Source organism: Pseudomonas brassicacearum subsp. neoaurantiaca (genome assembly GCF_013608025.1).
Classification (GTDB): Bacteria; Pseudomonadota; Gammaproteobacteria; order Pseudomonadales; family Pseudomonadaceae; genus Aquipseudomonas.
Genome location: NZ_VDLV01000002.1, coordinates 39,136 through 53,949, shown reverse-complemented (window position 1 = coordinate 53,949; position 14,814 = coordinate 39,136). Strand labels below are relative to the sequence as shown.

General features: G+C 59.4%; 16 protein-coding genes. 7 read left to right on the top strand and 9 right to left on the bottom strand.

Translation table 11 applies throughout. From position 1 onward, the window contains the following. The first annotated feature begins 74 nt into the window (after positions 1-74). Both FHK92_RS01660 and FHK92_RS01655 read left to right on the top strand, forming a co-directional pair. A complete protein-coding gene (locus FHK92_RS01660) occupies positions 75-386 on the top strand; it encodes a type II toxin-antitoxin system MqsR family toxin (RefSeq protein ID WP_181286518.1) in 312 nt (103 codons plus the stop codon). Continuing rightward, positions 383-883, top strand: coding sequence for a type II toxin-antitoxin system MqsA family antitoxin (locus FHK92_RS01655; RefSeq protein WP_181286517.1), 501 nt, complete (start codon positions 383-385; stop codon positions 881-883). Before FHK92_RS01660 ends, FHK92_RS01655 begins: the two co-directional genes overlap by 4 nt. 39 nt (positions 884-922) lie before the next feature. Here FHK92_RS01655 and FHK92_RS01650 read toward each other — a convergent pair whose 3' ends face one another. The 4 genes from FHK92_RS01650 to FHK92_RS01635 form a co-directional block, all read right to left on the bottom strand. Continuing rightward, positions 923-1,687, bottom strand: coding sequence for an amino acid ABC transporter ATP-binding protein (locus FHK92_RS01650; protein WP_003178331.1), 765 nt, complete (start codon positions 1,685-1,687; stop codon positions 923-925). A 10-nt stretch (positions 1,688-1,697) separates the two neighbouring features. Next, positions 1,698-2,795: an amino acid ABC transporter permease gene (locus FHK92_RS01645; protein ID WP_181286516.1), complete on the bottom strand. Its 1,098-nt coding sequence runs from the start codon at positions 2,793-2,795 to the stop codon at positions 1,698-1,700. 10 nt (positions 2,796-2,805) lie between these two features. Next, entirely contained in the window at positions 2,806-3,987 is a 1,182-nt protein-coding gene (locus FHK92_RS01640) for an amino acid ABC transporter permease (protein ID WP_181286515.1), read from the bottom strand. Positions 3,988-4,052: 65 nt separating this feature from the next. After that, positions 4,053-5,084, bottom strand: coding sequence for an amino acid ABC transporter substrate-binding protein (locus FHK92_RS01635; protein WP_181286514.1), 1,032 nt, complete (start codon positions 5,082-5,084; stop codon positions 4,053-4,055). 472 nt (positions 5,085-5,556) lie between these two features. Here FHK92_RS01635 and FHK92_RS01630 point away from each other — a divergent pair, with 472 nt between their 5' ends. From FHK92_RS01630 to FHK92_RS01610, 5 genes are all read left to right on the top strand, one after another. After that, complete coding sequence (locus FHK92_RS01630; protein WP_181286513.1) at positions 5,557-6,213, top strand: alpha/beta hydrolase; 657 nt, start codon at positions 5,557-5,559, stop codon at positions 6,211-6,213. Between the two features lie 98 nt (positions 6,214-6,311). After that, positions 6,312-7,790: an ATP-dependent RNA helicase RhlB gene (rhlB, locus tag FHK92_RS01625; protein ID WP_181286512.1), complete on the top strand. Its 1,479-nt coding sequence runs from the start codon at positions 6,312-6,314 to the stop codon at positions 7,788-7,790. A gap of 126 nt (positions 7,791-7,916) precedes the next feature. Continuing rightward, a complete protein-coding gene (locus FHK92_RS01620; protein WP_181286511.1) occupies positions 7,917-8,864 on the top strand; it encodes an ornithine cyclodeaminase family protein in 948 nt (315 codons plus the stop codon). 86 nt (positions 8,865-8,950) lie between these two features. After that, on the top strand, positions 8,951-10,078 hold the full coding sequence (locus tag FHK92_RS01615) for an NAD(P)/FAD-dependent oxidoreductase (RefSeq protein WP_181286510.1): 1,128 nt from the start codon (positions 8,951-8,953) through the stop codon (positions 10,076-10,078). 87 nt (positions 10,079-10,165) lie between these two features. Then, the gene (locus FHK92_RS01610; RefSeq protein ID WP_181286509.1) at positions 10,166-10,792 is read left to right on the top strand and encodes a helix-turn-helix transcriptional regulator; all 627 of its coding nucleotides are present in this window, start codon (positions 10,166-10,168) and stop codon (positions 10,790-10,792) included. 100 nt (positions 10,793-10,892) lie between these two features. Here FHK92_RS01610 and FHK92_RS01605 read toward each other — a convergent pair whose 3' ends face one another. The 5 genes from FHK92_RS01605 to FHK92_RS01585 all read right to left on the bottom strand — a co-directional run bounded on the left by FHK92_RS01605 (position 10,893) and on the right by FHK92_RS01585 (position 14,754). Beyond that, positions 10,893-11,669, bottom strand: coding sequence for an ABC transporter substrate-binding protein (locus FHK92_RS01605; protein WP_181286508.1), 777 nt, complete (start codon positions 11,667-11,669; stop codon positions 10,893-10,895). A 271-nt stretch (positions 11,670-11,940) separates the two neighbouring features. Beyond that, a complete protein-coding gene (gene moaE / locus FHK92_RS01600; RefSeq protein WP_181286507.1) occupies positions 11,941-12,393 on the bottom strand; it encodes a molybdopterin synthase catalytic subunit MoaE in 453 nt (150 codons plus the stop codon). Between the two features lie 3 nt (positions 12,394-12,396). Further along, complete coding sequence (moaD, locus tag FHK92_RS01595; protein ID WP_181286506.1) at positions 12,397-12,639, bottom strand: molybdopterin converting factor subunit 1; 243 nt, start codon at positions 12,637-12,639, stop codon at positions 12,397-12,399. Further along, complete coding sequence (moaC, locus tag FHK92_RS01590) at positions 12,636-13,109, bottom strand: cyclic pyranopterin monophosphate synthase MoaC (RefSeq protein WP_181286505.1); 474 nt, start codon at positions 13,107-13,109, stop codon at positions 12,636-12,638. The genes moaD and moaC overlap by 4 nt, the downstream gene beginning before the upstream one ends. A 250-nt stretch (positions 13,110-13,359) precedes the next feature. Further along, the gene (locus tag FHK92_RS01585; RefSeq protein ID WP_030139644.1) at positions 13,360-14,754 is read right to left on the bottom strand and encodes a PhoH family protein; all 1,395 of its coding nucleotides are present in this window, start codon (positions 14,752-14,754) and stop codon (positions 13,360-13,362) included. Positions 14,755-14,814: the final 60 nt, after the last annotated feature.

Sequence of the window (14,814 nt, the reverse complement as noted above, 5' to 3'; positions counted from 1 at the left end):
AAGAAATCTGAATTTTCGATTGGATCGAATTACCCTTTTAGGGTAGTTTTAAAAACGGAGTAAATGACTTCTTTATGGAAAAGAGCACAGCCTATTACGACCTGGCAGTGGTCAAGGCCGAAACTCGCAGGCTGGGAAGCAAGGCGTTCACGCTTAGTGCGCGAGAGGGAGGACGAAGGATGTCGCTGAGTCTTGCCCAGATGCTACGGATCGTTCACTTGCTCGAATACAGGATGTTGCATAAATCGATGACTACCTATGCCGATCACCGAATCTGGCAAGACGTCTATCACGCCACATTTCAAGATAGGGAGATTTACATCAAAGTGTCTTACCGTCCCGGCGGTGGGCATCCGGTGGTTTCCTTCAAGGAGAAGAATCAGTGAAAACCCAGCAATGTGCCAGCTGCGGCAGCCACGAAGCGATGCATCACTTCAGCGGTCGTACCTTTACGGTCGACTATAAGCAGGTGGCTCGGCAAGTACACGATATCTGCGGATGGGAATGCCGGATTTGCGGTGAGATCGAATTCGATCATGACACTGACAGTGCCGAGCGTTATTCCAAAGCCAGCGACCAGTTGCTCGAAGATTACGCGCTGGCAGTAGGTGCCGAGATCAAACGCATCCGGCGCAAACTGCACCTGACGCAAAAAGACGCAGTGAAGCTGTTGTCCGGAGGCGGACATAACGCTTTTTCGCGCTATGAACGCGGCGAAGTCGCCCCGGCTCAATCGCTATTCGTGTTGATGCGGCTGCTTGATCATCATCCGCATTTGATGGCCGAGGTCCATGCGCTGAGTGACGGAGCCGATTTGCAGCAACTGTTGTCGAGTCGTCATCCCGAACGCGACACGGAGAATCTGACCTACGGACAAAAATAAACCCGGACAAGTCCGGGTTTATTTCGCCGCTGAGTCAGATCAATGCAGGATCTGGCTCAGGAACAGCTTGGTGCGGTCGTTCTGTGGGTTGTCGAAGAAGTCGTTCGGCGCGGCCTGTTCGACGATTTCACCCTTGTCCATGAAGATCACGCGGTTGGCCACGGTGCGGGCAAAGCCCATTTCGTGGGTCACGCAGAGCATAGTCATGCCGTCTTCAGCCAGGCCGATCATGGTGTCGAGAACCTCTTTCACCATTTCCGGATCGAGGGCCGAGGTCGGTTCGTCGAACAACATGATCTTCGGCTTCATGCACAGGGCACGGGCGATCGCCACGCGCTGTTGCTGACCGCCGGAGAGCTGGCCCGGGTACTTGTGCGCCTGCTCTGGAATGCGAACGCGTTCCAGGTAATGCATGGCGATTTCCTCGGCCTTGCGCTTGGGCATCTTGCGCACCCACATCGGCGCCAGGGTGCAGTTCTGCAGGATGGTCAGGTGCGGGAACAGGTTGAAGTGCTGGAACACCATGCCGACTTCACGACGGATCGCCTCGATCTGCTTGAGGTCGTTGGTCAGTTCCACGCCATCGACCACGATGCGACCCTGCTGGTGCTCTTCCAGGCGGTTGAGGCAGCGGATGGTGGTGGACTTGCCGGAACCCGACGGGCCGCACAGCACGATGCGCTCGCCCTGCTTGACGTTCAGGTTGATGTCTTTCAACACGTGGAACTGGCCGTACCACTTGTTCACGCCCTGCATCTGAATAATGCCTTCAGGGCTCACAGGCTGTTTGATCGCTTCACTCATGAGTCAACTCCTAACGCTTGTGGCCAGTGTCCAGCTTGCGTTCCAAATGCATGGAATAGCGGGACATACCAAAACAGAAAATCCAGAACACCAGGGCGGCGAATACATAGCCTTCGGTGGCCATGCCCAGCCATTTCGGGTCGGCGGCAGCTTGTTTCACGCTGTTGAGCAAGTCGAACAGGCCGATGATGATCACCAGGCTCGTGTCCTTGAACAATGCGATGAACGTGTTGACGATACCCGGGATCACCAGCTTCAGGGCTTGCGGCAAAATCACCAGGCCCATGCTGCGCCAGTAGCCCAGGCCCATCGCCGCGGCCGCTTCGTATTGCCCCTTGGGAATCGCTTGCAAGCCACCGCGCACCACTTCGGCCACGTAAGCCGACTGGAACAGGATCACGCCGATCAGTGCCCGCAGCAGCTTGTCGAAGTTCATGCCTTCAGGCAGGAACAGCGGCAGCATCACCGAGGACATGAACAGCACCGTGATCAACGGCACACCGCGCCAGAACTCGATGAAGGTCACGCAGACCACACGGATAGCCGGCATGTTCGAGCGACGGCCCAGCGCCAGGACGATACCCAGCGGCAAGGCGCCGGCGATGCCGACGGTGGCGATCACCAGGGTCAGCATCAGGCCGCCCCATTGGCTGGTTGCCACGGTAGCCAGGCCCAGCACGCCACCGTGCAACAGGCACCAGGCGACGATCGGGTACACCACCAGGAAGCTCAGGCCGTAGATCGCCTTGCGCGGGAAGCGCGAGATGAACAGCGGCGCCACGCCGATCACGGCCAACCAGACGGTGAGGTCTACGCGCCAGCGCAGCTCCGTCGGGTAGTAGCCGTACATGAACTGGCCGAAGCGCTGCTGGATGAACACCCAGCACGCGCCTTCCTTGGTGCAATCGGCGCGCGTGGTCCCTACCCAGTTGGCATCCAGGATCGCCCAATCCAGGATCGGCGGGATGATCAGGTAGATCAGGTAGAACGCGAACAGCGTCAGCAGCGTATTGATCCAGCTGGAGAACATGTTCGCGCGCATCCATGCCACCGGTCCGAACACTTTGCTCGGTGGCGGCATATCAGGTTTGAAAGTATGGGATGTCATGCGCTTTTCCTCACCGCTCGATCAGCGCAATGCGCTTGTTGTACCAGTTCATCAGCAAGGAAATGCTGATACTGATCGCCAGGTACACGCTCATGGTGATCGCAATCACCTCGATGGCCTGGCCGGTCTGGTTCAACACCGTGCCGGCAAACAGCGAGACCATTTCCGGGTAGCCGATACCGGCCGCCAGGGAAGAGTTCTTCGCCAGGTTCAGGTATTGGCTGGTCAGCGGCGGGATGATCACGCGCAGGGCCTGCGGGATGATTACCTTGCGCAACGTCGGACCGTTGCGCAGCCCCAAGGAGTGAGCCGCCTCGGTCTGGCCATGGCTGACCGACTTGATACCCGAACGCACGATCTCGGCGATGAACGCCGCGGTGTACACGGTCAAGGCCAAGGTCAACGCCAGCAGCTCAGGGATCAACACCCAGCCGCCAACGAAGTTGAAGCCCTTGAGCTCCGGCATCTCCCAATGCACAGGCGCCCCGAAAACCAGGGTGCAAAGTGCAGGGATCACCAGGAACAGCGCCAGGCCGACCCAGAACTTGTGGAACGGCTCGCCCGTCGCTTCGAAACGCTTGTTGGCCCAGCGGGTCATCAGCACGATCGCAACAATCGCCAGCACGATGCTGATCACGAACGGCCAGAACCCTTCCGCCACCAGCGCCGCCGGCATGTTCAGGCCACGGCTGCTGACGAAGAAGGTGTCGCCGAAGTTGTGGGCAGCCCGTGGTCCCGGCATCGTCAGGAATACGGCGAAGTACCAGAACAGGATTTGCAACAGCGGTGGGATGTTACGAAAGACCTCCACGTAGACGGTCGCCAGCTTGGAGATTATCCAGTTCTTCGACAAGCGTGCGACGCCGATGATGAACCCCAGGATGGTCGCCAGGATCACGCCAATGAAGGTCACCAACAGAGTATTGAGCAAACCGATGACAAAGACGCGGGCATAACTGTCCGCTTCGGTGTAGTCGATCAGGTGTTGGGCGATGCCGAACCCGGCACTGCGCTCCAGAAAGCCGAAACCGGAAGTGATGCCCCGGTGTGCAAGGTTGGTCTGCGTGTTATCGAACAGAAACCAGCCCAGTGCGATGACCGCCACGATGGTGACGATCTGAAATACCCACGCACGCACTCGTGGATCGCTGAGGCTGAGCCTCTGCTTAGGTGCGCCGATTGAATTTTGCATGAAGTGCCCCGCAAAGAATGGAACAGAACATCACCCGGTGGTTGGCCCACCGGGTGATAGAACCATCAGCGCACTGGTGGTGCGTATTGAATGCCGCCTGCGTTCCACAGAGCGTTCAGGCCGCGATCGATTTCCAGCGGAGTTTTCTTGCCCAGGTTGCGCTCGAACATCTCGCCGTAGTTACCTACTTGCTTGACGATCTTCACGACCCAGTCTTTCGGCAGCTTCAAATCTTTGCCGTATTCACCATCAGCGCCCAGCATACGAGCGACGTCTGGGTTCTTGGTGGATTTGGCTTCGGCTTCGACGTTCGCCGAAGTCACACCAGCCTCTTCGGCATTGAGCATGGCGTAGCCAGTCCAACGCACGATGGCCAGCCACTCGTCGTCGCCGTTACGCACGACCGGGCCCAGTGGCTCCTTGGAAATGGTTTCCGGCAGAACCACGTAGTCCTTCGGCGAAGCCAGCTTGCTGCGCTGGGCGAACAGTTGAGACTTGTCGGAGGTCAGCACGTCGCAACGACCGGATTCCAGCGACTTGGCGCTTTCATCGGAAGTGTCGAAAGTGATCGGGGTGTACTTCAGGCCATTGGCGCGGAAGTAGTCGGACACGTTCAGCTCGGTGGTGGTACCGGCCTGGATGCAGATGGTTGCACCGTCCAGTTCCTTGGCGCTCTTGACGCCCAACTTGCTGTTGGCCAGGAAGCCGATGCCGTCGTAGTAAGTAATGAAGCCTGGGAATTTCAAGCCCATGCCTGCGTCGCGGGAGCTGGTCATGGTGGAGTTGCGCGAAAGCAGATCGATTTCGCCGGACTGCAGCGCGGTGAAGCGCTCCTTGGCGTTCAACTGGCTGAACTTGACCTTGGAAGCATCGCCAAATACTGCAGCGGCAACGGCGCGGCAGAAGTCAGCGTCGATACCAACGATCTTGCCGGTGGAATCAGGCACCGAGAAACCCGGCAAGCCATCACTAACACCACATTGCACAAAACCTTTCTTCTGCACGGCATCCAGGGTTGCACCCGCCTGAGCGAACCCGCTGACGCCGAGGACTGCTGCTGCAGTTACGACTGCCAGGGTGGATTTCAGTAACTTCATTCAAACCTCCAGTTTTGCTCTTGTTGTGTCGGAGCTCGAGCCCTGTCGCACCCTTTTGGGGCATTGCCGACCCTTGTTGGCTTTTTTTAGGGTCAACCGACGTCTGGGCCTTCGCTATGAGTCTATTAATGAGAGCGCCAATAAACAGTGGGGCTGCTCACTTCTCACCAATCGGCCGAACGGGCTGTAGCCCTTCACGTTCGCGAAGCCCGTAGCGGCTATTGGCGAACATCCATCACCGGATTTCTGATATCCCATGCGTCGCGTCGAGCTGATAGTGTTACCGCGCAGCGTAAGAATCATCACTCAGCTACACCCATAGCAAAGCCCGTACCACACCGCTGCGCTTGCCCCTTACTGAAGAGGTCAAGACAAAAAGTTGTAGTATTGCGACATCTAATTAACTGAGACACCAAGCCCGCACCGTAATCACGCACTGATTGAGCGCGCCCGCACATTTTTGGAGCACACCATGTCCGACCCCTTGATTCTCGAGCCCTCCGGCACCGCCGATGCCTGCGTTATATGGCTCCACGGCCTGGGCGCCGATCGTTTTGATTTCCTGCCGGTCGCCGAAATGTTGCAGGAAAGCCTGCTCACGACGCGTTTCGTTCTGCCCCAGGCACCGACCCAGCCTGTAACGATCAACGGCGGCTATGCCATGCCCAGCTGGTATGACATCCGCGCCCTGAGCCCGGCCCGAGCCATTGACGAAGACCAGTTGGAAGCCTCGGCGCAACGGGTCATCGATCTGATCGATACCCAGCGAACCAGCGGAATAGACGCCTCGCGGATTTTCCTGGCAGGGTTTTCCCAGGGCGGCGCGGTGGTTTATCACACTGCTTTTGTAAAATGGCAGGGACCGCTGGGGGGCGTGATCGCATTGTCTACCTACGCGCCAACGTTCAGCGAAGAACTGCAACTGTCTGCCAGTCAACAACGCATCCCGGTCCTGGCGCTGCACGGGCAATACGATGAAGTGGTACTCAACCCCATGGGCAGGACGGCCAAGGAGTATTTGAAACACCATGGTGTCACCGTGACATGGCAGGAATACCCAATGGGCCACGAAGTGTTACCCGAGGAGATTCGCGACATCGGCGCCTGGCTGGCCGAACGGCTGCGCTAAGAGGCAAATCGCCACGCCAGCGCTTTGATGATCACACTACGCCGCGCCCGTTTCTTGCATTACACTGGCCGGCGTACATTCCTTAACCAATCGATGAGATGACCGTGCTCAAAGCACTCAAGAAGATGTTCGGTAAAAGCGAGGCCGAGCAGCTCGCGCCTGTTTCCAGCGCGCCAGTCCAAGCCCCGAGCCGCACCGATGCGCAACAACCGCGCCGGACCGCTCCGCCGGTTGCGCAGGCCAAAACCACGCCAACGACCTCACCCGCTGCCCAGCCTGTCGCCGCATCGGCCCAGGAAGAGCCACGTAGCGAAGCACCAAGGCCACGCCGCGAACGCGCACCAAAACCGCCCGTCGTTGCCTGGAAGCTTGAAGATTTCGTCGTAGAACCCCAGGAAGGCAAGACCCGCTTCCACGATTTCAAGCTCGCCCCTGAACTGATGCACGCCATCCAGGACCTGGGTTTCCCCTATTGCACGCCGATCCAGGCGCAAGTGCTCGGTTACACCCTCGCCGGCAAAGACGCCATCGGTCGCGCCCAGACCGGCACCGGCAAGACCGCCGCGTTCCTGATTTCGATCATCACCCAATTGCTCCAGACCCCGCCGCCCAAGGAACGCTACATGGGTGAGCCGCGGGCGCTGATCATCGCGCCGACCCGCGAGCTGGTGGTGCAGATCGCCAAGGACGCCGCCGACCTGACCAAGTACACCGGCCTGAACGTGATGACGTTCGTGGGCGGCATGGATTTCGACAAGCAACTCAAACACCTCGAAGCCCGCCACTGTGACATCCTCGTGGCCACGCCCGGCCGTCTGCTGGACTTCAACCAGCGCGGCGACGTGCACCTGGACATGGTCGAGGTGATGGTGCTGGACGAAGCCGACCGCATGCTCGACATGGGTTTCATCCCGCAGGTGCGCCAGATCATTCGCCAGACCCCGCCGAAAAGCGAACGCCAGACCTTGCTGTTTTCAGCCACCTTCACCGAAGACGTGATGAACCTGGCCAAGCAGTGGACCACCGATCCGGCCATCGTCGAGATCGAAGCCGAGAACGTCGCCAGCGAGAACGTCGAGCAGCATATCTACGCCGTTGCCGGTGCCGACAAGTACAAGCTGCTCTACAACCTGGTCAACGACAACGGTTGGGAGCGGGTGATGGTGTTTGCCAACCGCAAGGACGAAGTGCGCCGCATCGAGGAACGCCTGGTGCGTGATGGCGTCAACGCCGCCCAGCTCTCCGGGGACGTACCGCAGCACAAGCGCATCAAGACCCTCGAAGGTTTTCGCGAAGGCAAGATCCGCGTGCTGGTTGCCACCGACGTGGCCGGTCGCGGCATTCACATCGACGGCATCAGCCACGTGATCAACTTCACCTTGCCGGAAGTGCCCGACGATTACGTGCACCGTATTGGCCGCACCGGTCGTGCCGGGGCCGCAGGCGTCTCGATCAGCTTCGCCGGCGAGGACGACTCCTACCAGTTGCCATCGATCGAGGCGCTGCTGGGCCGCAAGATCAGTTGCGAGATGCCACCGACTCATCTGCTGCGACCGGTTGAGCGCAAACGCCCGTAATCATCCCAACGACACGAAAAGCGCAGCCAATACAGGCTGCGCTTTTTTTTGCCTGGGGATATTGCTCGAATAAACTAAAAGTCCATAATGGACAAATTAGTTTAGTCCAGGCATCCGGAGCACACGATGACCAGCACGCCTCATGTCATGACCCAAGCCCAGGCCCGAGCGCTGCTCGAAAACGTCGATGTGCCGCAGATCCTTCGCAAGCTGTTCCGCGACCTCGCTGCCGGGCAAGCGGTGCAGCCGTCCCAGCAATTGGTGGTATTCCCCCAAGGTGCCGGGGATTTCATCAATTACTTGGGCGTGCTGGCTGAAGACCAGGTCTACGGGGTCAAGACTTCACCGTATATCGTCCGTGAACAGGGTCCTTTGGTCACCGCCTGGACTTTGTTGATGTCGATGCAAACCGGCCAGCCGCTACTGTTGTGCGATGCCGCCGAGCTGACGACGGTCCGCACCGCCGCCACTACCGCCGTCGCCGTCGACGCCCTCGCCCCACTCAAGGCCAAGCGCCTGGCAGTGATCGGCAGTGGCGCGGTGGCGCGGGCGCATGTGCAATACGTCAAGGGTCTGCGGGATTGGCAAGCCATCAGTCTCTATTCGCCAGGCCTGAAAGCCAGGTCGGCAGAACAACTTGCCTCGATAACAAGCCTGGATCCTCGTCTGCAACTCGTCGACACCCTCGAAGCCGCGCTGCACGACGTTGACGTGGTGATGCTCTGCACCTCATCCGCCAAAGCAGTGTTTGATCCGCAAACGCTGGGTAAACCGGCGCTGATCACTTCGATCAGCACCAACGCCCCGCGCGCCCATGAAATCCCGCCCGAGCGCCTCAACGATATGGACGTGTTCTGCGACTATCGTCAGACCACCCCGGGCTCGGCTGGCGAGATGTTGATTGCCGCTGAACAGCATGGTTGGGAGCCGTCGAGCATTGTGGGTGACTTGCCCGAGCTGCTGAGCGAACGGGTGGCCCGACCAAACTTTGAACGTCATGTGTTCTTCCGTTCCATTGGGTTGGGGCTGGAAGATGTTGCGCTGGCGAATGCGCTGTATCGGTTACACAGCTGACACACCATTTCCCCTTGTGGGAGCGAGCCTGCTCGCTCCCACAGGTTCTCGGAAACTCCCGGCAATGTGCTCGACAGGAGAGCTTCATGACACAAGCAGACTTTATCATCATCGGCGGCGGCATCGCCGGTGCTTCCACCGGCTACTGGTTGGCGCCCCACGGCCGGGTCATCGTGCTTGAACGCGAGTCGCACCCCGCCTACCACTCCACCGGCCGTTCGGCGGCGCTGTACACCGCCGCTTATGGCACACCACAGGTGCGCGCGCTGACCCAAGCCAGCCGGGATTTTTTCGACGCCCCGCCAACCGGCTTCTGCGAACATCCGCTGCTCACGCCGCGCGGCGAAATGACCGTGGATTTCACCGGTGACCCGACCGAACTGAACAACCAATACCTCAGTGCCAAGGCCACGGTACCGCAGATGCAGTTGCTCAATGCCGAAGAAGCCTGCGTGCGGCTGCCGATCCTGCGCCGGGAAAAAGTCCACGGCGCGATCTATGACCCCACGGCCTGCGACATCGACACCGATGCGCTGCACCAGGGTTACTTGCGCGGCATCCGTCGCAGCGGCGGCGAGGTGCACACCGACAGCGAAGTGCTCGACTTGATCCGCGACGATCAAGGGCAATGGCAGGTCAGGACCGCCAGCCAGACCTTCCGCGCGCCCGTGCTGGTCAACGCGGCCGGCGCCTGGGCCGACCAAGTGGCTGAAATGGCCGGCGCACGCAAGCTGGGCCTGCAACCGAAGCGGCGGGCAGCGTTCATTTTTGCCGGCCCCGAGGGCGTGGATATTCATGACTGGCCGATGTTGGTGAGCCTCGACGAATCTTTCTACATGAAACCGGACGCCGGCATGTTCCTCGGTTCGCCCGCCAATGCCGACCCGGTCGAGCCCCACGACGTGCAGCCCGAAGAGCTGGACATCGCCATGGGCATCTACCAGATCGAAGAAGCCACCACGCTGACCATCCGCCGCCCGACCCGCACCTGGGCGGGACTGCGCAGCTTCGTGCATGACGGTGATCTGCTGGCCGGTTTCGATGTGCAGATACCGGGTTTTTTCTGGGTCGCGGCCCAGGGCGGCTACGGCATCCAGACCTCCCCGGCCATGGGCCAGGCCAGCGCGGCGCTGGTGCGCGGCGAACCACTGCCCGAGCCCTTGGCCCGCTTCGGCTTGAACGCCGCGATGCTGTCGCCCGCACGCCTGGGCTGATCTTCACCGAGGTGACGCATCGCCACGATTGCGGCACACTCCCTCGCGCCCCTGCTTCACGGGGCGCTGACTGCCTGGAGTCCTGTCATGAATGCCCCGCAAGCCGATCCGGCGCTGGATAATTTCCGCACCATTGCCGATGCGATCGCCACGCTTTTCTATCCCCACGCCGAAGTGGTGCTGCACGACCTGCGCACGCAACGGGTCGATTACATCGCCAACAACCTGTCCAAGCGCGAAATTGGCGATGACTCATCCTTGGAAGACATGCTCAGCGAAGACGTCAGCGAACGAAACATTGGGCCTTACGAGAAGCTGAATTGGGACGGGCAGAAAATCCGCAGTCTCAGCAGCGTGTTGCGAGATGCCAAGGGTCGCCCGTTGGCGGTGCTGTGCATCAACCTGAATATCTCGCTGTTCGAAAACGCCAAGGCGGCGTTGGACCTGTTCCTGTCGCCGAACAAATTGATTGCGCAGCCGGACTCGCTGTTTCGCGATGATTGGCAGGAGCGGATCAACACCTTTCTCCACGCCTGGATGCGCGAGCGTCAACTGAGCCTGAACCTGTTGACCCGCGACCATAAACGCGAGCTGGTGCTGGCGCTGCATGCCGAAGGCGCGTTCAAAGGCAAGAGCGCGTCCAATTATGTGGCGAATGTGCTGAATATGGGGCGGGCGACGGTGTACAAGCATCTGAAGGAACTGAAGGGCTGAGGTTTTGTGTTGCCTTCGCTGACATCTTCGCGAGCAGGCTCGCTCCCACAAAGAACCTGAGATCCACTGTGGGAGCGAGCCTGCTCGCGAAGGCTATCGATCAGTCGCCGTAGATATCCGACTTGAAATACTTGGCCTGGATCTTCTGATACTCGCCATTGGCCCGAATCCCATCGATGGCCTTGTTCAAATCCGCCACCAACTGTGTATTGCCCTTGCGCACCGCGATCCCGGCGCCCTCCCCCACGTATTTCGGATCCTTGAGCTCCGGCCCGACAAACGCGTAACCCTTGCCACGAGGCATCGACAGGAAGTCTTCCAGCGGGATGGTGTCTGCAAAAATCGCGTCCAGGCGACCCGACGCCAAGTCCATGTAGATTTCTTCGTTGTTGCTGTAGCGCTTGACCGTCACGCCTTTGGGCTCGAAGACTTCCGTGGCGAAACGATCGGTGGTGGTAGCGCGCTGCACGCCGACGGTCTTGCCCTTGAGACTGGCGTATTGGTCATCCACTACAGCACCTTCCTTCATCACCAGCCGCGACGAAGTGAAATAGTACTTGTGGGTGAAGTCCACCGACTTCTTGCGCTCTTCAGTGATGGTCATGGACGACAGCGCCAGGTCGATCTTCTTCACTTTCAGCGATGGGATCAGCCCGTCGAACTCCCCTTCGATCCACTCGCATTTGACCTGCATTTGCGCGCACAAGGCATTGCCGATGTCGTAGTCGAAACCTTCAATCTTGCCTTCCGAGGTCTTGGAAGCAAACGGCGGATAAGCCGCCTCGATACCGATGCGCAAGGTTTTCTCGGCGGCGAACAGACTGCTGGAGGCCAACAGGCTCAGGGCCAGGCCGGTGATGAGGGGGAGTTTTTTCATGGTCGTTCTCTCGCAGATTGTTGTTGGTTTGGCAGAGAAAAATAGGCGCGACTGAATTTGTACTTATAAATCCATACTGGACTTTAATGTACATATCGTCAATTGGGGAATGAGGGAATGTGATGGGAGGCTGATGGCCTCATCGCGAGCAAGCTCGCTCCCACAGGGATCTGTGTGGGACATATACATTGAGTACAACGAAGATCCATTGTGGGAGCGAGCCTGCTCGCGAATCGCGCACTCGCAGGCAACATAAGAGATGACAGGCTGCCTACTGCTTCCAGCGATCCGCCGCCTCATGATCACTGTCCCGCCCTTCGACCCAGCGTGGGCCGTCAGCGGTGTTTTCCTTTTTCCAGAACGGCGCTCGGGTCTTGAGGTAGTCCATGACAAAGGCGCAGGCGTCGAACGCCGCCTGGCGATGGGCACTGGCGGCCGCGACGAAGACAATCGGCTCGCCCGGCTCAAGGGCACCGATGCGATGCAACACTTCAAGCTTGAGCAATGGCCAACGCTGCTCGGCCTCGATGGTGATCTTGCCCAGGGCTTTCTCAGTCATGCCGGGATAATGCTCCAGGAACATCCCGGACACGTCGAGGCCGTCATTGAAGTCGCGCACGTAGCCAACAAAACTCACTACCGCTCCCACACCGACATTCGCCGCGTGCATCGCGTTGACTTCGGTCCCTGGATCGAACGGCTCGGCCTGCACCCGAATCGCCATGGCTCAGCCTCCTGTCACAGTCGGGAAGAACGCAACTTCGTCGCCGTCGGCCAAAGGCTCGTCGAGTTGGCACAGGTCTTCGTTACGGGCACACATCAGGTTTTGCTCTGTGAGCACCTCGGCGCCGTCACGCTGCGCGAGCAACGCACGTACGTCGTCGACCGTGGAGAAATCGCCTTCCACCTTCAGCGAATCCACACCGAGCGCTTCACGATAACGGGCAAAGAACTTCACGGTGATTTTCATGAGGCATCCGCCTGGAAGTGGCCGCTCTTGCCGCCAAGCTTTTCCAGCACCCGCACGCCCTCGATGGTCATGCCCCGGTCAACGGCCTTGCACATGTCGTAGATGGTCAGCGCGGCGACACTGGCGGCGGTAAGCGCCTCCATTTCCACACCGGTCTGGCCCGACAACTTGCAACGGGCAACGATGCGTACCCGGTCCTCGCCTTCGGCATTGAGCTCGACCTTGACGCTGGTGAGCATCAGCGGATGGCAGAGCGGAATCAGATCACTGGTTTTCTTGGCCGCCTGGATGCCGGCAATGCGCGCAACGGCGAACACGTCGCCCTTGGGATGGCCGCCGCTGACGATCATTTGCAGGGTATCGGGCAACATGCTCACAAAGGCTTCGGCCGTGGCTTCACGGAACGTCACAGCCTTGTCGGTCACGTCGACCATATTGGCGCGACCTTGGGAATCGAGATGAGTCAGCACAGGGTTACTCCTGATCAGGAGCGTCGATTGTAAACCCGTGGGTCAGATTCCGGCAGGGCTGATTGTCGCACCCGTCTTGATTTCAGATTCACCGCAAATCCCTGTGGGAGCGAGCTTGCTCGCGATGGCGGTGTGTCAGGCACACATTTTTATCTGGAAGACCGTCATCGCGAGCAAGCTCGCTCCCACAGGATTTTCATACAGCCAAAAAAACCAGGCGACGGTGAGGTCGCCCGGTTCTGATGATCAATTACAGGTGAGATTCAGCGTATTCGGCCAGGATCGAGCGCGGTACGCCTTGCAGGGTGATGTGGACCCCGTTGGGGAAGTCCTTGAAACGTTCGGTCAGGTAGGTCAGCCCGGAGCTGGTCGCGGACAGGTAAGGGGTGTCGATCTGTGCCAGGTTGCCCAGGCACACCACTTTGGAACCGGCGCCGGCACGGGTGATGATGGTTTTCATCTGGTGCGGGGTCAGGTTCTGGCATTCGTCAATCAGGATCAGGCTTTGCTGGAAGCTACGGCCTCGGATGTAGTTGAGGGATTTGAACTGCAGCGGCACTTTGCTGAGGATGTAGTCGACGCTGCCATGGGTGCTCTCGTCGTCCATGTGCAACGCTTCGAGGTTGTCGGTGATTGCGCCCAGCCAAGGCTCCATTTTTTCCGCTTCGGTGCCGGGCAGGAAGCCGATTTCCTGGTCCAGGCCCTGCACGCTGCGGGTGGCGATGATGCGCCGGTAGCGCTTGCTGACCATGGTCTGTTCGATGGCGGCGGCCAGGGCCAGGATGGTCTTGCCGGAACCGGCGGCGCCGGACAGGTTGACCAGGTGGATATCCGGATCGAGCAAGGCGAACAGCGCCAGGCTCTGGTAGATGTCCCGAGGCTTGAGGCCCCACGCCTCCTGGTGCAGCAAGGGTTCCTGATGCAAATCGAGGATCAGCAGTTTGTCGACCTGGATTTCCTTGATCCAGCCGACGAAGCCTTGTTCGTCGATGATAAATTCGTTGATGTGCACCGCCGGCAGGTTGTCGATCAGTTGCACCTGGTGCCAGGTGCGACCGTGGTCCTGACGGGTTTCGACCTTGCTCACGCGGTCCCAGAAGGAGCCGGTCATGGTGTGATAGCCGTTGGGCAGCAGCGACACGTCGTCGACCAGTTGGTCGGTGCTGTAGTCCTCCGCCGCAATCCCGCAGGCGCGGGCCTTGAGGCGCATGTTGATGTCTTTGGTCACCAGCACCACGGCTTGATCCTTGTTGCGCGCGTGCAGGTCGATCAACTGGTTGATGATGATGTTGTCGTTCAGGTGTTCAGGCAGCACCAGGTTGGGTTCGGTGCGCTTGCTCATCAGGATTGAAAGCAGGCCCTTGGGACCGCTTTTGCCGCGCTGGATCGGTACGCCCAGCTCGACGTCTTCGGGAGAAGCGTCGCCCAGGGTCTTGTCGATCAGGCGGATCGCCTGGCGACATTCAGCCGCTACGCTGTGATGGCCACTCTTGAGCTTGTCCAGCTCTTCAAGGACGGTCATCGGGAGGGCAACGTGGTGTTCTTCGAAATTCAGCAGCGCGTTTGGATCGTGGATCAATACGTTGGTATCGAGTACATACAGGATTGGCTGGTTGGAGGAAGGGCTACGTCCGTGGTCATCCATACTCGGTCACCTTTGTGGGGGCCATTCGACGCAATACCGTGACAGTGCTGCGCCTCGAGG